Source organism: Neisseria sp. P0022.S010, assembly GCF_051956635.1.
In genome coordinates, this window is record NZ_JBQCXF010000014.1 from 20,115 (window position 1) to 38,102 (window position 17,988).

Sequence of the window (17,988 nt, forward strand, 5' to 3'; positions counted from 1 at the left end):
CAGGGCGGTATTATCCGCTATTTTCGCCTTTTTGGCAGTAGGTTTTTATAGATATTGTTGACAATTTTATTGTAAAAGGCCGTCTGAAACTCGGTTTCAGATGGCCTGATGTTTTTGCCTATTTAAATCCCATTTTCTTTGCCACGCATACTGCGCCTGCCATGCCTGCGCATAAGGGCATGAGCAAGGCAACGGGGGCGTAGGTGAGTTCTAAAACAAAGACGATGGCCGTCAGGGGCATTTTGAGGGAAACGCCGAGGAAAACGGCGGCGCCGACAACGGCCGCGCTTTCGGACGACATGGCAGGAAAGAAAGTATTCCACGCGGCTGCGGCGGCAAAGGCGATGGTGCTGCCGAGCATCATGGACGGGGTAATCAGGCCGCCGTATGCGCCTGCCGCCAGCGCCATCAAGACGACCAGCCATTTGACGGCGGTCAGCTTAAGGCTGTGTTGCCAGTCGGTCATGCCGCCAAAGGTCAATTGGTTGCCTGCTTTGCCGTTTCCCAAAATTTCGGGAAACCAAACAGCAATCGCGCCGATGAGTGCAAACATGCAGACGGCCAAGGGAATGATTTTGATGTTGTCGCGCTTGATGAAGGGGAATTTTTGGGCGGTGCGCTGGAAAAAGACGGCGGCTGCGCCCAGTATCGGGCCGATGATGGCGGAAAACCAAAGTAATGAGGTGTTGATGGAAAGGTTGGCCGGATGATATTGCTGCACGTCGCCCAGACCGATGCGTGCGACGGCGGTGGCGATGACGGAAGTCAGCAATGCGGCGGCGACGGCTTGCTGCGTCCATACGCCCAGCATGGCTTCGAGGATGAAAAGTGTGGAGGCGAGCGGCACGTTATACACGGCCGCCAAACCTGCACCCGAGGCACACGCGATGACCAGTCTTGCATCGTCTTCGCTCAATCCGAAACGGTTGACGCCGACTGAGGCGAAAGTGGCGGTCATTTCGCGCGGCGCAACTTCGCGGCCGAGCGGCGAGCCCAGCCCGACAGTAATGATTTGCAACAGGGCATGGCTGACGGTTTCAAAAAACGGAAAACCGGCGAGCGGATTTTTAACCACGGCTTTGATACCCGGTTGAGGTCTGCCGTAGCGTTTAAGCAACCACCACCCCAAGCCGACCACCACGCCGCAACAGGTCACGACCACGACACGCCGCGCAGGACTTGCCTGCGCTACGCCCTCTCGGAATGAAACGTATAGGCCGTCTGAACCGTAACCATAGGCAAGATGTTGAATCGTATGCATGATTTCGGTTAATACAATGCCGACCATGCCGCCGATGATGCCGGTAATGATGAGGGCGGCCCAGAGTTTATGAGTGTCTTTCACGGGTTTTGACTTGAGGTAGTAATGGTTTGATCAAAGCGTTTTTCGGGAGAACTATTGTCCGCCTAAGGGATAGTTTTTGGGGACGACGTGGGTTTTGCCGTTATAAGGGAAAATATATTTCTGATTTTTATAATTTTTCTTTCCTGATACGCCGCTGAGTTTTGCAGTCAACGCCCATACGCCGGATACGGCAGGACGGCTTTTGTCAAAAGCAATTTTGGCTTCCATGCTGGTATATCTGTCTTTGCAGTCTCGTTTTTCACGCCCTTTCAATTCATCGCAATCGCCAAAATATGCGCCGTTATCGTTACCGCTGAGAATAAAGCTTTTACGGATGCGGTTGCTATCATCGGTAAACAGGAAGTTTTGCGAAGTCGTCGTGTCGCCTTGGCCTGTATAACTTGACTCGGCAACATAGCCCCAGTTTTGCGCGCCTACCTGAACAAACTTCCACGCCTTATTCTCCGGCACATCCCCCCATGCGCCGATTTCATCTCTTCCGTGCTGTTTGATTGCCCACTTGCCGTCTGTTTTTTCCAAAACAAACAATTCTGCCAGGCCGGGAGAAGCATGGGCGTCCTGTTTTATTTTTTGTTCCATATCGTAGGCAAAACCTGTGTACAGCACATAGCGCGCGGCTTTGCTGTTGCGTGTGACGGTATGGTCGGCAACGGGTTTCATGCAATACATGATGTTGTTAGATGGTGCCTGTCCGTCTTTCGGCGGCTCGGTAAGCTGGCATTTGTGCGCGGCAAGCGGTCGGTTGTAATGCTTGGCAATGACGGCCTGTACGGCGGCTTTGTCGTTATCGGGTGCAGCCGACGCCAAAACGGGGCAGGCAAGCAAAAGCAGGGAGATGATGCGTTTCATAGAAATTTTCCCAAAATGTTTGATTGAAAAAGTACGGCGACTTCAGGCCGTCTGAAACTGTTTTCAGACGGCCTTTTTGTGTTTGCTGCCGATACGCGCCAACATACCGGCGACAAAAGTGGACGAAATGACGACGGTAATGCCCAGCGCGGCCATGCTGCTTAAATGTTCGCCCAAAATCAACACCGCCATGATAACGCCGATAACAGGCTCGAGCGAAATCAGCAGGCCGGAGACGTTGGCAGGGACTTTATTCATGCCTTTGTTCCACAACAGATAGGCCAGCCAGCTGCAGCCGATCCCCATATACAACACCGACAGCGTACCGCCCCACGACCAATTGATTTGATAGCTGTCTGCCAACACCAGCGAAAACGGCAGGCACAACAGCGCCGCCGCCGCCATGGAAGCCGCGGTAAATGCGGGCGCACCGATACGGGCAATCATTTTTTGGCTCGGACGTATCACGCCGGCGAAACCGAATCCTGCGAGCAAAATCAGCAAACAGCCGAACCAGTCAATCGTACCGCCCTCTTCCGCGCCGCCCAATACCATCATGCCCACGCCGGCAAACGCCGCCGCGCAGCAAATCCAGTGGTACAGTTTGGCTTTGTCGTTGAAGAAGAAATGGCCGACAAAGACGACCAGCAAAGGCTCCAGCCCGACCATGGTAATCGCGCTGGCGGCAGATGTGTATTTCAAACCGATAAACTGGAGCATCAAAACGACAACGTAGTTGACAAAGGAAATCCACAACAAGGGCTTCCACTCGCTCCGCGGAATCCTACCCAAATGACGGCGGCACGACGGCAGCACCATCAATGCGGCAATCAACAACCGCGCCTCGACCATCAGCGCCGGGTCGATCATCTCGTAAGAATACTTGGCAGCGATAAAAGAGCTGCCCCAAATCAGCAGGGCAAGTATTTGATAGAACATGGTCCGACCTTTTAAAAAGGGTTAATCGTTTCTTCTCTATATTTATTATTCAGACGGCCTGAAGGGTTGGCCTTTTTTATTTTGTCTGCGTCAGCGAATCCAAAAAGTCGAAGAGTTTGGCATTCATTTCACTGAAATCCGCCGCTGCGATTTTATCCGGATGCTGGACATAAGTTTGGACTTGGCTTTGTTCGGCTACATTTTCGCGCCCGTCCGCCGCAATCAGCAGCCCGACGGCTTCACGGTCAAACTCCAAATGGGCCTGGAAGGCATAATGTTTGGGCGCAAAACGGATAATCTGGCGCGGACAGCCTTTGCTGGTTGCCAACACAACCGCCTTATCCGTCAAACCGGGCATATCACCGTGCCAATGGCCGGTATCCAGGGTTTTGCCCAACAGGGAAACATGGGCATCCGCCAAACCTTCCGCCGTCAGCTCAATCGGATAAATGCCGATTTCACGCTCAGGGCTGCGCGTGTGGCGCGCGCCGTAGGCAACGGATAAAAGCTGCGCACCCAAACACACGCCGACAATATATTTATCCGCCGCAATCGCCTGACGCATCAGGCGCAGCTCGGATTGGGGGTCGTAATACGGGAATGCCTGCCTGTCTTCATCAGGCGATTGCGGCCCGCCCATCACAATCAAAAAATCTATATCGTCCACATTGTCAGGCAGGGCTTCCCTTTCGTACACTTTGGTCGCACTGATGTTATGCCCGTGCCATTGCGCCCATTTCAAATATGCGCCCGGCACTTCAAATGCCTCGTGCAGGATGAAATGGATATTTAATTTATTCGGATTTTGCATTCTTATTTCTCCTCCGACCGTCAGGACGGGTTGCCCTGCCGTATTACAGCATACCGTGCTGTTGTAATTTTTTACGCAGGGTATTGCGGTTCAAGCCCAAAATGACCGCCGCTTTAGACTGGTTGCCGCCACATTGCTCCATCACGCAGGCAAGCATCGGCTTTTCCACTTGATGCAACACCATATCATACACGCCGCAAGGTTCCGTACCATCCAAGTCTTTGAAATATTGTCGTAAGTTTTGTTCAATACATTGCGCAATGTCAGTCGTCGTTTGATTCATCGTGATTGTCTTTCTTTAGATTTGTTTTTAAATGGATTTATTTTTAAATGATGAGGCCGTCTGAAACCCTTTAGCCTTCCCGATAGTGGCATACCCAGCGGTCGGTTTTCTCTGAAAGCGTCTCAAGATAGGCGGCAAGGGTATCGTATTGTGCCGCGGCGCTCTCCAAGCGGTTGATATCCCGGCGTGTTTGCTCGCCGTCGGGCATGGCGTCGATGTACCAGCCTATGTGTTTGCGGGCGATGCGCACGCCGGCGACTTCGCCATAAAACGCGTGCATGGCGCGGATGTGGTTCAAAATGGTGGCGTTGCATTCTGCCAAGCTCAAGGCCGGCGGCAAAACGCCATGTTCGGCGTAATGTTTTAAATCACGGAAGAGCCACGGCCTGCCTTGTGCGCCGCGCCCTATCATGATACCGTCGGCGGCGGTTTGTTTGAGGACGGCGGCGGCTTTTTGCGGCGAAGTGATGTCGCCGTTGACCCAAACGGGGATGTTCAGACAGCCTTTGGTTTCGGCAATCAATTCGTAACGCGCTTCGCCTTTGTACATCTGCGTGCGTGTGCGGCCGTGGATGGCAAGGGCTGCGATGCCTGATTCTTCGGCGATTTTGGCGATGGTCGGCAAGTTTTGATGTTCATCGTGCCAGCCCAAACGGGTTTTGAGGGTAACGGGTACGTCCACCGCGTTGACAACGGCTGCCAAGATTTCGGCAACCAGCGACTCGTTTTGCATCAACGCGCTGCCGGCTTGAACATTGCAGACTTTTTTGGCCGGGCAGCCCATGTTGATGTCAATCACCTGCGCACCTAAGCCGACGTTATACCGCGCGGCTTCCGCCATCTGCTGCGGATCGCTGCCGGCAATCTGGACGGCCACCACGCCGCCCTCGCCTTCAAAATCGCTGCGGCGCAGGGTTTTTTTGGTATGGCGCAAGGTCGGGTCGCTGGTCAGCATTTCGCACACTGCCCACCCTGCGCCAAACTCGCGGCAAATCCGGCGGAACGGTTTGTCCGTAATCCCTGCCATGGGGGCGAGTGCGATGGGGTTGTCAATGAAATAGCCGCCGATGTGCATGATGTGTGCGCCGAATTGAAGGGGCTGAAATTGTACAATTTTTAAGCAACTTTTCCAATCGTATTTACATGTTGCACAATGAAAAAGGCCGTCTGAAACTGGGTTTCAGACGGCCTTTTCAGCCAGAACATTTAAATAAACAACATGACAACCATCTGCACTGCGGTCTGAATCATGTCGATAATCGGCCAAATCAGTTTGGCCAGCAGGCCTGTAAACAACAGGATCAGGATAATCCATGTGCCGTATGGCTCGATTTTACGGAACTGCATGGACTGCTTTGCATTGAGGAAGGTATCGATAAAAATACCGCCGTCCCAAGGCAAAATCGGAATAAGGCTGAATGCGACCCAAATCGAGTTCACCATCACGCCGTAACCGGCCATCTGTGCCAACGGTGCTTGATAAGACTCAGGCACATACGCGGCAAGTACGACCACAAAACCCCAAAAGAACGCCAAAATCAGATTAGCAATCGGGCCTGAAATCGACACCCAACGCCACGCGCGGCGCGGATCGCGGAAATTGCGCGAATCGATGGGCATGGGACGCGCCCAGCCGAACAGAAAACTGCCTATCATCAGACACACCAGCGGCACGACAATCGTACCGACAGGATCGATGTGCGGCAGCGGATTGAGCGTCAAACGTCCAAGCTGCTCGCCGGTATGGTCGCCCCAATAACGCGCCGTATAACCGCGTGCCACTTCGCGCACGGTAATGGCCAACAACACAGGCAATACTGCCAGCAGAAATACGCCTAAATCAAAATTTGCAAACATGTTTTTCCTTATCAAACACGCCGTCTGAAAACAAAAAATATCCTTAAATACCCTTTCAGACGGCCTGAGGCTTTAATCTTCCTGTTTTTTGTCCGAACCGAAAGACTCTTTCAGCTCTCGCCAAGTAATGCCTTTACCTTGCGGATTCAACTTGAAGACTGATTACTACAAAGTAATGGCGAATATCTTTAATAAAAGGCCTGTCATGCTGAAATTTAACACGTAGAACCGATTCCATAAAGGATTTCCAACGGCATGATTCATTGTTTCCCGCTATCATACCCAATTTGAGCGCCCTATCTATTTTAAGCCTAAAGGCCGTCTGAAACTTCAAATTCAGTTTCAGACGGCCTTTAATTTCCTATTTAAAATGTTTCAGCTGTTTTACAGGCTGTAATACATTTCAAATTCCAGCGGGTGCGGCGCCATGCGGATGCGGCGGACATCTTCTTCTTTGAAGGCGATGTAGCTGTCGATCCAGTCTTTGCTGAACACGCCGCCGCGCAGCAGGAATTCGTGGTCGGCTTTGAGGGCGGCCAGTGCTTCTTCCAAAGAGGCGCAAACGGTTGGCACCAATGCATCTTCTTCCGGAGGCAGGTCGTACAGGTTTTTATCGGCAGGGTCGCCCGGATGGATTTTGTTTTGAATGCCGTCCAAACCGGCCATCAACAAAGCGGCAAATGCCAAGTATGGGTTGGCGGTCGGATCAGGGAAACGCGCTTCGATACGGCGTGCTTTGCTGCTGTTCACAGACGGAATGCGGATGGAAGCGGAACGGTTTTTGGCGGAATATGCCAGTTTGGTCGGTGCTTCAAAATGCGGCACGAGGCGTTTGTAGGAGTTGGTGGACGGATTGGTAATCGCGTTCAGGGCTTTGGCGTGTTTGATGATGCCGCCGATGTAATAAAGTGCGGTATCGGACAAACCGGCATAGCCGTCGCCTGAGAACAGGTTTTGACCGTCTTTCCAAATGGATTGGTGGACGTGCATACCGCTGCCGTTGTCGCCCATGATGGGTTTGGGCATGAAGGTGGCGGTTTTGCCGAAGTTGTGGGCAACGTTTTGGATGACGTATTTCATGTCTTGGGTTTGGTCGGCACGTTTAACCAGAGTAGCAAAACGCGTGCCGATTTCCATTTGGCTGCCGGTACCGACTTCACTGTGGTGCACTTCCACTTCGATGCCGAGTTCTTCCAAAATATTGACCATGGCAGAACGCAGGTCTTGGCCGCAGTCAATCGGTGCAACAGGGGCGTAACCGCCTTTGACGGCCGGGCGGTGGCCGGTGTTTTGACCGTCCATGTGCAGGCCGCTTGACCATGCGCCGCTTTCAGAAGTGATTTCGTAACGGGTTTTGTGCATATCGGTTTCAAATTCTACGCCGTCAAAAACGAAGAATTCAGGCTCGGGGCCGAAATAGGCGGTGTCGCCGATACCGGAAGATTTCAAGTAAGCTTCAGCGCGGCGGGCGATGGAGCGTGGGTCGCGGTCGTAGCCTTGGCCGTCGGCAGGGTCGATGACGTCGCAGGTAAAGACAACGGTGGTATCGTCGTAGAAAGGATCGACGAAGGCTGTAGATGCATCGGGACGCAGCTGCATATCGGAAGCCTGAATGCCTTTCCAGCCGCCGATGGACGAACCGTCAAACGCCTGACCGTTTTCAAACCATTCTTCGGGATCGTCGAGGACGATGCGGGCAGGTACGGTAAAGTGGTGCTGCTTGCCTTTGGTATCGGTAAAGCGCAAATCTACGAAGCGGGCTTCGCTTTCTTCAATCAGTTTTACAGCGTCTTTGATGGACATCTTCAGCTCCTGAGGGATTGGGTATAATTTGTTATTCTATCACGGTAAGGCCGTCTGAAATACATCAGGGCGCCCGTTTTTACGCACTGAAATATAGTTTCAGACTGTTTGATTGTCAACAATTTTACATTACGCTTTCTTAACATAAAGACCGCTATAATAAGCACTCTTTTCTTTTGTTTCCGCAGAACCTGTTTTATGAACAATACCCCGCGTTACGCCGTTTTCGGCAATCCCGTTGCACACAGTAAATCACCGCAAATCCATCAGCAGTTTGCGCTGCAGGAAGGCGCGGCCATCGAATATGGGCGCATTTGTGCTGAAATCGGCGGTTTTGCCGAAGCTGTTGCGGCGTTTCGTGCCGAGGGCGGGCAAGGTGCGAATGTAACTGTCCCGTTCAAGCAGGAAGCTTTTGCGCTGGCGGATGAGCATTCCGACCGCGCTTTGGCTGCCGGCGCGGTCAATACGCTGGTGTGGTTGGAAGACGGCAGGATACACGGCGACAACACCGACGGTATCGGTTTGGCCAACGATATCACGCAGGTTAAAAACATTGCCATCGAAGGCAAAACCATTTTGCTTTTGGGCGCGGGCGGCGCTGTGCGCGGCGTGATTCCTGTTTTGAAAGAACACCGCCCTGCCCGTATCGTCATTGCCAACCGTACCCACGCCAAGGCCGAGGAATTGGCTCAGCTTTTCGGCATTGAAGCCGTCCCGATGGCGGATTTGAACGGCGGCTTTGATATCATCATCAACGGCACGTCCGGCGGCTTGAGCGGTCAGCTTCCAGCCGTCAATCCTGAAATTTTCCGCAACTGCCGCCTTGCCTACGATATGGTTTACGGCGAAGCGGCGCAAGCGTTTTTGAACTTTGCCCGAAGCAGCGGCGCGGCCGAAGTTTCAGACGGCCTGGGCATGCTGGTCGGTCAGGCTGCCGCCTCTTACCATATTTGGCGCGGATTTACGCCCGATATCCGTCCTGTTATCGAATACATGAAAGCCCTGTAACCATGTTCCGCATCATCAAATGGCTGATTGCCCTGCCCATCGGCATCTTCATTTTCTTCAACGCTTATGTGTACGGCAACATCATTACCTACCGCGCCGTCGCGCCCAGCAAAACCGCCTTCATGTCCATGCGCATGAGCCAGTTTGCAAGCGAAGGGCGCGATGTCGAGCTGGACTACCGCTGGGTGCCGTACGACCAAATCTCCGTCAACCTCAAAAAAGCCCTGATTGCTTCCGAAGACGCCAACTTTGCCGAACACAGCGGCTTTGACTGGAACGGCATCAAATACGCCATGAAACGCAATAAGCAAAGCGGCGAAGTCAAAGCCGGCGGTTCGACCATCAGTCAGCAGCTGGCGAAAAACCTGTTTCTTAACGAAAGCCGCAGCTACATCCGCAAAGGCGAAGAAGCGGCGATTACGGCGATGATGGAAGCGGTTACCGACAAAGACCGCATTTTTGAGCTGTATCTGAACTCAATCGAATGGCACTACGGCGTATTCGGCGCGGAAGCGGCGTCCCAGTATTTCTACAAGAAACCTGCCTCCGCCCTCACCCGCCAACAAGCCGCCAAACTCACGGCGCGCGTTCCGGCTCCGCTGTTTTACGCAGACCACCCTAAGAGCAAACGGATGCACAACAAAACCAATATCATCCTGCGCCGCATGGGTTCGGCAGAATTGCCCGAAAGCGATATGGATTAATTCAAAAGGCCGTCTGAACATTTCAGACGGCCTTTGTTTTTAGGCTTTCTCTTCCGGCTCCGGTACGTCAAACACTTGGCGCAGATAAGCGAGGAAGGTGTTGTTGGTGGTCATGGTTTTGCCCGGAGAGTCGGAGAGCTTGGCAACGGATTGGCCATTGCACTCGACGAGCTTCAAGACAATGTTCAAAGGCGTGTGTCCCAAATCGTTGGTCAGGTTGGTACCGATACCAAAACTGGTTTTGAAACGGTCTTTGAAGTATTGGTGCAACGCCCATGAACGCTCAATATCAAGGCCGTCTGAAAAGGTCAGCATTTTGGTGCGGCTGTCGATTTTGAGTTTTTTGTAATGCTCGTAGGCTTTGTCGCCCCAAACATAAGGATCGCCGCTGTCGTGGCGCAGACCGTCGAAGAGTTTGGCGAAATACAGGTCGAAATCGCGCAAGAAGGCATCCATGCCGACCACGTCTGTCAGGGCGATGCCGAGGTCGCCTCGGTATTCGTGTACCCAGCTTTCCAGCGCGGCTTTTTGGAAATTGCGCAAACGTACGTCCAAGGCTTGGAAGGCTTGGAGGAACTCGTGCGCCATGGTACCGATGGGTGTGATGCCGAGTTTTTTGGCCAGATAAACATTGCTGGTACCGCGCACGATATCGGGAGCGGCTTCTAATAAGGTGCGGATAACGTGTTCCTGCCATGCGAGGGTGTAGCGGCGGCGTGTGCCGAAATCGGAAATCAGGAATGGCGGATCATTCGGATTTTGTGTAGCCGCAATTTCCTTCAGCTGTTGCGCTTTGGCCTGCAGACGGCGCTCACCCTCTTCGATGACGGCTGGCGTTTCCAAGCGGCGGAAATAGAGTTCGTTGACGATGGCAAGAATGAAAATCTCGAAGAACATCGCCTGTATCATCGGGCCTTCGATGCGGATATTCAGACGGCCCTGATCGTCGGGGCTGACTTTGACGAAGCGGCGTTGGAGTTGGAAAAGTTCGAGATAATCGACAAAGTCGCTTTTGATAAAACGTAGGCTGCGCAGGTAGTCGAGTTCGTCATGGGTAAAGCGCAGCTGACACAGGGCATCGAGTTCGCGTTCCAAGTCTTCTTGAATATCGGCCAGCGGATACACCATCTCTTTGTTGCGGCAGCGGAATTCGTAGAGGCTGTGGGTTTGCGGGAATTGATGCAACACGACTTGCAGCATGGTGAATTTGTACAGGTCGGTATCAAGCAGGGATTGGATAATGGGCTGATAAGCAGACATAAGTTTTCTCTGAGTAAACGTGGGCGTTGAGGTATCAATTTTAATGGAAAAGGCCGTCTGAAAGAAACCTTATTCAGACGGCCTTTATCTTATTAATCCAGCTGCGCTACGGAAACCGGCAAAGAGCGGATGGTAGACAACATCGTGCTGGCATCTTTTTGCTGTTTGCGGAACGCGGCCATATTGGTCGGGGTCAGCTTCGGCGTCGGCAGGGCGACGGTAGTCGGGTTGACCGGCTGGCCGTTGACGCGTGCTTCGTAGTGCAGGTGCGGGCCGGTCGAACGGCCGGTTGTACCGACAAAACCAATCACTTCGCCGGCGCGGACTCTGCCGTCGGCAGGGCTGAACGCGCTCATGTGGCCGTACAGGGTTTCCACGCCGTTGGCATGGCGAATCATCACGGTATTGCCGTAACCGCCTTTCCAACCTTTGAAAATCACTTCACCATCGGCAGCGGCCTTAATCGGCGTACCGGTCGGCGCGGCATAGTCGATACCGGTGTGCATACGGACGGTATGCAGAACCGGGTGGACACGGTAGCCGAACGGAGAAGAAATACGCGTGTATGCAACAGGCTCGGTATTAAAGCCTTCTTTTTGTTGCAGGGACTTACCGTTTTGGTCGTAGTAGCTGCCGCTTTCTTCGTCGCCTTTGCCTTGGCTGTAATAATAGGCTTGATAAGTTTTGCCGTCTTTGACCACTTCAGCCGCCAAAATATCGCCGACCGCCATTTGTTGGCCGCGGAAATACATGCTGTTGTACAAAAGACGTACGGTATCGCCTTCTTTCAAATCGCTCATATTGAACGAGTCGGCAAAGATTTCTTTGAGCTGGATATACACTTCGGAAGGGATTTCGGCACGGAGCATATCGCCGATGGCGGAAGTGCGGATTTGCACGGAGCGCAGGGTCGGCATGGTTTTCATGTCGATTTCGGCATTGGAGATGCGCCATTTGCCCTTAACTTTTTCCAAAGCCACCAAGTTGCGTTCCAATTCTTCATCGGTAAAGAATTGAACGTCGGTCACTTGGCCTGAAGAATCGATGCGGATGTTGACGGATTGGTTGGTCCGCAGGTTTTTCATGTCAAGGTTGGCATTGTTTTTCGCCATGATTTGCTTGATGTCTTCTTGGTTGACACCCATGCGCGTCAAAACGTCTGCCAAAGAGTCGCCGGCTTGGACGGCTTCTTGCGCCCAATAGCTGGATTGATAGGTATTGGTTTCCACATAAACGGCAGGCAGCTCTTCGGAAATACGCTCGACTTTGAAATCGGTTTGTGCTGGTTGAGGGTCGGTAATGGCGTATGCGGTCATGATGCCTGAAGCCGGCAGCAGAAACGCTAAGAGGGTTGCTTTGAATCGAGTGGAATATTTGTTTTTAATCACGCGTTATCCTTAATGGGGCGGTCTGTTTTTTTAGGTTTGCAGAATGCCGGCACATCCGGCCTGCTGCGACCGCCTGCTGGTTTAAACAGTTTTGGGGATAAAGGACTTTGAGTCTTTTTTCCGATCTGAAAATCAGGTTTTCATTCGGAATGAATGAGGTCGTGTTTGAGATTGACGTTATTATCAGGGCTATTGTGTTGATTTACACCCTGTTTTTCTGAAATTTACGCCACGCATTTTAGCATGGCAGCCCGTTTTTTCCAAACCGGCCGTCTGAACGGCTCTTTTTCAGGGCGTAATGGCAAGGTTCCGAAACGCATCATTTGTCGCGTAAAATAACGGTTTTTCTATCTATTTGCGCTTATGAAGCTGACCCTCGCCCTTCCCTCGCTCAACCGCTTTGCCGACGAATCCGTCCCTGAGCTTGCCTTACCTGCTTTTAACCGTCTTTTGCGTTACGGCACATTACGCAAAGAAACACTCAGGCCGTCTGAATTTTACGGACGCCATTTGTGGAGCGGCAGCCTCATTGCCCAAGTGCAACGTTTACGCCACACAAGCCAAAAACGCACAGCCGCTTTTGCCTCTCCGGTTTGGCAACAGATGGGCATGCACCATGTCAACATTATCAGCGGTGAGTTTATCGGCATCCAAAAAGAGGAGGCGCAACGGTTATGTGCGGATTTGTCGGCGTTTTATCAAGATAAAGATTGGCAATTCGAGCCGCTTTGCGAAAGCATGTGGCTGCTCAGTATGCCGAGGATAGAAGATTGGGGGGCGGAATGTGTTTTGGATGTGTGCGGGCAGCCGGAAATGGACGGTCAGGCGCACGGCAAAGATGCGGTGTCTTGGTTGTCCATGCAGACGGAAATCCAAATGTTTCTCCACACGCATCCGATTAACCAAGCGCGTGAACAACAAGGATTGCCGGAAATCAACGGTTTGTGGCTGTGGAATGATGCGGACGGTACACAGTCTGCGGATATCGTCGCTTCAGACAGCGCATGGGCGCGTTTTTCGGATACGCCCAAACTCGATGCGCCGTATGATTTGAAGGCTTGGTTTGAGATGGTTCAAGAAACAGGCAACACGGTTTCAGACGGCCTTATCTTTTTGGACGACTTGGTTTCCACCTTACAGACAGGCGATGTTTGGGCGTACAAAGATATTTTGGAAAGCTGGGAAACCCGTTGGTTTGCGCCTTTATGGGACGCTCTTGATTCAGGCCGTCTGAAAACCGTGTGCATTGCCACAGACGGCGAAAACGGCGGCACGCTGGAAATCGGCCGCCGTTCAAAATGGGCGTTTTGGCGCAAAGCTAAAACGTTTAACGGATCGTGGTAAGCGGTTTTAAGCCTCCAACGCTTCCAGTTTGGCCGAAATTCTATCCCACACATCCTGCAACGGAATCGCTTTCAACAAACGGGTCGGATCGTTGGTATCGATGCTGTCGGGGTTAGGCAATTCGGCATAATCGCCGGCATAAATGACTTCCGCCTGCTCGGAATACGGACGCCATTTGTCCACCCATGACGCACCAAACAAAGCGATTTGCGGTTTATCCAAAGCGGCGGCGATGTGCATCGGTGCGGAATCTACACCGATAAACAGTTTGGCGCCCTCGATGGCCGCCGCCAATTCACGCAGGCTCAAGCATCCGGATAACACCCAAACTTTTCCGCCTTCAGGAATATTCAGACGGCCTATAATTTCCTGAAGCATGTATTGCTCGACATTGTCGGGGGAAGCGGTCAATACGACATTCTGCCCGCTGTTGAGCAGAAGCTGTACGATGGCAGCATTTTTACCGTCTTCCCAACATTTGAAATGCCAACGCGCACCCGGGTGCATCAACACATAATCTTCACCGTTCCAACCCTGAGCACGCAATTTCTGCCGCATGCTTTCCCTTGCATCTTGCGCCACCCAAAGGCGCACCTTCGCGTCGGCCACGTCTTCGGGCTGGATAAGCGGCGCAAGGATATTCAACTGGTTTTCAACGATATGATAGCTGGTATCCAGCTCATGGTTGATAAAATCATGACAGAAACGCCACCAGAAACCGTCGCGCTTGATGCAGTCCAAACCCACGCTGCAACGGGCGCACAGTTTGGCGATTATTGCCGCGCGCCATTGGTCGGACAGGTTGAAAGCCCAGTCGTAATCGCGTGCCTTCAGCTTTGAAAAAAGGTTTTTCTCACACGCCAACTGCTTGAATACGCCCAGCTTCTTCCAATTTCGATCAATGGTAAAAATCTGCGCAATCTGCGGATTATCGGCAATCAGCTGCTCCGTACCGGCATACACCAGCATATCGATTTCGCAATCGGGGAAACGGGTTTTCAGCGCATCGACCACCGGCGTGCTCAAAAGCACATCGCCATGATGGCGCAATTTGATGATCAGGATACGTTTGGGTTGGGCTAAAGACATACAAAACTTTCAGACGGCCTGTTGATTGGCTGCTATTGTAAAGCGGAAAACAGGTTTCATAAAATACAAAACAGGCCGTCTGAAAGCTATCCTGCTGATTCATCGCTATAAAATCCGCACAAGCCATGCAATTTATATTACAATCCGCACCCCGTGGTTCGAAAACCTCCCACATTAAAAAACTAAGGAAACCTCATGTCCCGCAACAACGAAGAGCTGCAAGGCATCTCCCTTTTGGGCAACCAGAAAACCCAATACCCGAGCGAATACGCACCTGAAATTTTGGAAGCGTTCGACAACAAACACCCCGACAACGACTATTTCGTCAAATTCGTCTGCCCCGAGTTCACCAGCCTCTGCCCGATGACCGGCCAGCCCGACTTTGCCACCATCTACATCCGCTACATCCCCCATATCAAAATGGTGGAAAGCAAATCACTGAAACTCTATCTTTTCAGCTTCCGCAACCACGGCGACTTCCATGAAGACTGCGTCAACATCATCATGAAAGACCTCATCGCCCTGATGGATCCAAAATACATCGAAGTATTCGGCGAATTCACACCGCGCGGCGGCATCGCCATTCATCCGTTTGCCAACTACGGCAAAGCAGGCACAGAGTTTGAAGCTTTGGCACGCAAACGCCTGTTTGAGCACGACGCACAATAATTCCGTTCAGACGGCCTAACGCCTTTTTCATTGCAAGACTTTCTCTATTGCACAGTCTCGCAAGGCTTCATGCCGTCTGAAATACTTCCGAAAGATTTCCATGTACGAATTTACCGCCGCACAGCAGAAGAAAGCGCTCTTCTGGCTGGTGCTTTTCCATATTTTTATTATTGCCGCCAGCAACTATCTGGTGCAGTTCCCCTTTCAGATTTTCGGTATCTTTACCACTTGGGGCGCATTTTCCTTCCCCTTTATCTTCCTCGCTACCGACCTGACCGTGCGCATTTTCGGCGCGCCGTTGGCGAGACGGATTATTTTTTGGGTGATGTTCCCCGCCCTGCTGCTCTCTTACGTCTTCTCCGTCCTCTTTCATGACGGCAACTGGACAGGCTGGGCATCTTTGGCCGAATTTAACACCTTCGTCGGCCGCATCGCATTGGCCAGCTTTTCCGCCTATGCGCTTGGGCAAATCCTCGATATTTTCGTGTTCAACAGATTACGCCGTCTGAAATCATGGTGGGCTGCCCCTACTGCTTCCACCGTTGTCGGCAATGCTTTGGACACGCTGGTGTTTTTTGCCGTTGCCTTTTACGCGAGCAACGATGAATTTATGGCGGCAAATTGGCAGGGCATCGCATTTGTCGATTATCTGTTCAAACTCGCCATCTGCACCCTCTTCTTCCTGCCTGCCTACGGCATCGTATTGAGCATCTTGACCAAAAAACTGACTTCCTTAAACGTCCGTCAAGAAATGCCCGAATCGGTTTTAGCCGAATAAGCAATAGATAAAAAACAAGGCCGTCTGAAACTTTAATCGTTCAGACGGCCTTTTATGTTTTCAAATGATTAACCGGTCAATTGCTTGGTAATCAGTTTTTTCAGCGGCGGGAAGTTATTGCTTGCACGCAATACCAAACCGCGCAGCAGTTTCGCCGGAGCAGTTTCATTGGTAAAGAGTTTCAGCAGCATATTGGTGCCGTGGTAAATCGGATGGGCGTGGAGCATATGCTTGGTGCTGTATTTTTCCAGCAGGCTCTTCGCACCAATATCCTGACCACGTTGCTCGGCTTCAAGAACCAATTTGGCCAAAAGATCGGCACTTGCCAGACCCAAGTTGAAACCGTGCGCAGTAACCGGATGCATACCGACCGCGGCATCGCCGATCAACGCGCTGCGTTTGCCGTAGAAACGTTGGGCAATCATGCCGACCAAAGGATAATTGTGAATGGTGCTGACCAATTCCATATCGCCCAGACGGCCTTTGAGTTGCTCTTTCACGCTGGCTGCCAATTCTTCCGGCGACATGTTTTTAATCGTCTCGGCTTTATCGCTGTCCACCGTAATCACCGTATTGGTCAAATGCTCTTCCAAAGGCAGCAACGCAATGGTGCGGCCGTAGTGGAAGCATTCATATGCAGTATGCAGGTTGGACAGAGTATGCTTCATGCGGCACACAAACATGGTGCGGCTGTAATCGTGCATATCGGAAGAAATGCCCAATTGACGGCGCGTTTGCGAGAAGCGGCTATCGGCGGCCAACAACAGACGGCCGGTTAATACTTCGCCGCTTTCCAAAATGACTTGTGCCTCATTGTCGGAAGTTTTAACTTCTTTAACATTGGTGCCGGCCAGAATTTTCACGTTGTCCAATTTGGACACGACTTCATAAGCGGCTTTACGGATGTTGTGATTGGAAATCAAATAGCCCAAGCAATCGGCAGGCTCACCGCGCGCCTCAGTCGGTTGCGGGAAGTGGAGCTGGTAATCGGAATGACCGTTCAACACTTTGGCATCGCGCAAAGGATAAATTTCGTCTTTTGGAATCAAATCCCACATACCCAATCGCTGCATGATTTCGCGCGACAAGTGCGTCAGTGCGATTTCACGGCCGTCATACGGCGGATTTTGCAACACTTCTAAAGGACTTCTTTCAATCAGGGTTATGTTCAACCCGCTTCCGGCCAACTCTGCGGCAAAACTTAATCCGGCAGGACCTGCGCCGACGACGAGAATATCACTGTGTAAGCTCATGGGAGGAATTCCTTGTATTCAACTGATACGGATTTTTTCAGACGGCCTTAAGTTTACTGTGTTTAGCTACATGAGGGTAAATCAAAGGCATTTGATAGATTATATAGAAAGCATTGATAGAATAAAACAAATGTTATCAATTGTAAGCGCGTTTTTACTTTGACCTTAATATAAATCAAGCTTCAAAACATACGGATTTTATCAAACGGACAAACAGTCAAATAAACAAAAACCGCATTCCGAAAAGGGAATGCGGTTTTCAATCGTAAAACGATTATTCTTCAGAACCAGTGTAAGGACGGATGCTGACAGTTTTACGGTTCAGCGCGCCTTTGGTTTTGAATTCAACGTAACCGTCGACTTTAGCAAACAAAGTGTGGTCTTTGCCCATGCCTACGTTGTCACCTGCGTGGAATTTAGTACCGCGTTGACGAACGATGATGGAGCCTGCCGGAATCAACTCGTTGCCGTAGGCTTTAACGCCCAAGCGTTTGGCTTCTGAATCGCGACCGTTGCGGGTGCTACCGCCTGCTTTTTTACTTGCCATTTGTAATACTCCTGAACTTACTTGAAATTAGGCGATTGCC

18 protein-coding genes and 1 riboswitch are annotated in these 17,988 nt (G+C 51.6%); of the genes, 5 read left to right on the plus strand and 13 right to left on the minus strand.

Translation table 11 applies throughout. The features are described from left to right. Positions 1-118: 118 nt before the first annotated feature. The 8 genes from ACTHUT_RS03205 to glnA form a co-directional block, all read right to left on the minus strand. Positions 119-1,288, minus strand: coding sequence for a chloride channel protein (locus ACTHUT_RS03205; RefSeq protein ID WP_440386156.1), 1,170 nt, complete (start codon positions 1,286-1,288; stop codon positions 119-121). 108 nt (positions 1,289-1,396) lie between these two features. Continuing rightward, the gene (locus ACTHUT_RS03210; protein ID WP_440386077.1) at positions 1,397-2,215 is read right to left on the minus strand and encodes a hypothetical protein; all 819 of its coding nucleotides are present in this window, start codon (positions 2,213-2,215) and stop codon (positions 1,397-1,399) included. A 63-nt stretch (positions 2,216-2,278) separates the two neighbouring features. Beyond that, positions 2,279-3,154 (minus strand): DMT family transporter, encoded by an 876-nt coding sequence (locus tag ACTHUT_RS03215; RefSeq protein ID WP_440386076.1) that lies wholly within the window; start codon positions 3,152-3,154, stop codon positions 2,279-2,281. 76 nt (positions 3,155-3,230) lie between these two features. Then, positions 3,231-3,965 (minus strand): glutamine amidotransferase-related protein, encoded by a 735-nt coding sequence (locus ACTHUT_RS03220; protein WP_440386075.1) that lies wholly within the window; start codon positions 3,963-3,965, stop codon positions 3,231-3,233. A gap of 43 nt (positions 3,966-4,008) precedes the next feature. After that, positions 4,009-4,248 carry a Fis family transcriptional regulator gene (locus ACTHUT_RS03225; protein ID WP_003684241.1) on the minus strand — a complete coding sequence of 80 codons (240 nt, stop codon included), beginning with the start codon at positions 4,246-4,248 and terminating at the stop codon, positions 4,009-4,011. 70 nt (positions 4,249-4,318) lie between these two features. Next, complete coding sequence (gene dusB / locus ACTHUT_RS03230) at positions 4,319-5,323, minus strand: tRNA dihydrouridine synthase DusB (protein WP_440386074.1); 1,005 nt, start codon at positions 5,321-5,323, stop codon at positions 4,319-4,321. A gap of 131 nt (positions 5,324-5,454) precedes the next feature. Next, positions 5,455-6,105, minus strand: coding sequence for a site-2 protease family protein (locus ACTHUT_RS03235; protein WP_003748444.1), 651 nt, complete (start codon positions 6,103-6,105; stop codon positions 5,455-5,457). Positions 6,106-6,489: 384 nt separating this feature from the next. Then, positions 6,490-7,908, minus strand: a complete 1,419-nt coding sequence (gene glnA / locus ACTHUT_RS03240; RefSeq protein ID WP_440386073.1) for a type I glutamate--ammonia ligase — start codon at positions 7,906-7,908, stop codon at positions 6,490-6,492. Between the two features lie 198 nt (positions 7,909-8,106). Between glnA and aroE the strand changes: the two genes are divergently transcribed. Both aroE and mtgA read left to right on the plus strand, forming a co-directional pair. Further along, complete coding sequence (aroE, locus tag ACTHUT_RS03245) at positions 8,107-8,916, plus strand: shikimate dehydrogenase (RefSeq protein ID WP_440386072.1); 810 nt, start codon at positions 8,107-8,109, stop codon at positions 8,914-8,916. A gap of 2 nt (positions 8,917-8,918) precedes the next feature. Next, positions 8,919-9,620, plus strand: coding sequence for a monofunctional biosynthetic peptidoglycan transglycosylase (gene mtgA / locus ACTHUT_RS03250; protein ID WP_003748438.1), 702 nt, complete (start codon positions 8,919-8,921; stop codon positions 9,618-9,620). Between the two features lie 39 nt (positions 9,621-9,659). Here mtgA and pncB read toward each other — a convergent pair whose 3' ends face one another. Next, positions 9,660-10,880 (minus strand): nicotinate phosphoribosyltransferase, encoded by a 1,221-nt coding sequence (gene pncB / locus ACTHUT_RS03255; RefSeq protein ID WP_440386071.1) that lies wholly within the window; start codon positions 10,878-10,880, stop codon positions 9,660-9,662. 92 nt (positions 10,881-10,972) lie between these two features. Then, entirely contained in the window at positions 10,973-12,268 is a 1,296-nt protein-coding gene (locus tag ACTHUT_RS03260) for a M23 family metallopeptidase (protein ID WP_003748435.1), read from the minus strand. A 363-nt stretch (positions 12,269-12,631) separates the two neighbouring features. Between ACTHUT_RS03260 and ACTHUT_RS03265 the strand changes: the two genes are divergently transcribed. Further along, a complete protein-coding gene (locus ACTHUT_RS03265; RefSeq protein ID WP_440386070.1) occupies positions 12,632-13,612 on the plus strand; it encodes a hypothetical protein in 981 nt (326 codons plus the stop codon). Positions 13,613-13,618: 6 nt separating this feature from the next. Here ACTHUT_RS03265 and rfaQ read toward each other — a convergent pair whose 3' ends face one another. Then, positions 13,619-14,701 carry a putative lipopolysaccharide heptosyltransferase III gene (rfaQ, locus tag ACTHUT_RS03270; RefSeq protein ID WP_440386069.1) on the minus strand — a complete coding sequence of 361 codons (1,083 nt, stop codon included), beginning with the start codon at positions 14,699-14,701 and terminating at the stop codon, positions 13,619-13,621. A gap of 147 nt (positions 14,702-14,848) precedes the next feature. Continuing rightward, positions 14,849-14,893, plus strand: a riboswitch (PreQ1 riboswitch). Positions 14,894-14,896: 3 nt separating this feature from the next. Between rfaQ and queF the strand changes: the two genes are divergently transcribed. Together queF and ACTHUT_RS03280 are read left to right on the plus strand one after the other, a co-directional pair. Beyond that, positions 14,897-15,370 carry a preQ(1) synthase gene (gene queF / locus ACTHUT_RS03275; RefSeq protein ID WP_003748427.1) on the plus strand — a complete coding sequence of 158 codons (474 nt, stop codon included), beginning with the start codon at positions 14,897-14,899 and terminating at the stop codon, positions 15,368-15,370. A gap of 100 nt (positions 15,371-15,470) precedes the next feature. Beyond that, positions 15,471-16,148 carry a 7-cyano-7-deazaguanine/7-aminomethyl-7-deazaguanine transporter gene (locus ACTHUT_RS03280; RefSeq protein WP_070814256.1) on the plus strand — a complete coding sequence of 226 codons (678 nt, stop codon included), beginning with the start codon at positions 15,471-15,473 and terminating at the stop codon, positions 16,146-16,148. Positions 16,149-16,216: 68 nt separating this feature from the next. On the opposite strand, the gene ubiM is transcribed toward ACTHUT_RS03280, so the two are convergent. Together ubiM and rpmA are read right to left on the minus strand one after the other, a co-directional pair. Continuing rightward, complete coding sequence (ubiM, locus tag ACTHUT_RS03285; protein WP_440386068.1) at positions 16,217-17,401, minus strand: 5-demethoxyubiquinol-8 5-hydroxylase UbiM; 1,185 nt, start codon at positions 17,399-17,401, stop codon at positions 16,217-16,219. A gap of 274 nt (positions 17,402-17,675) precedes the next feature. After that, complete coding sequence (gene rpmA, locus ACTHUT_RS03290; RefSeq protein WP_002212328.1) at positions 17,676-17,948, minus strand: 50S ribosomal protein L27; 273 nt, start codon at positions 17,946-17,948, stop codon at positions 17,676-17,678. Positions 17,949-17,988: the final 40 nt, after the last annotated feature.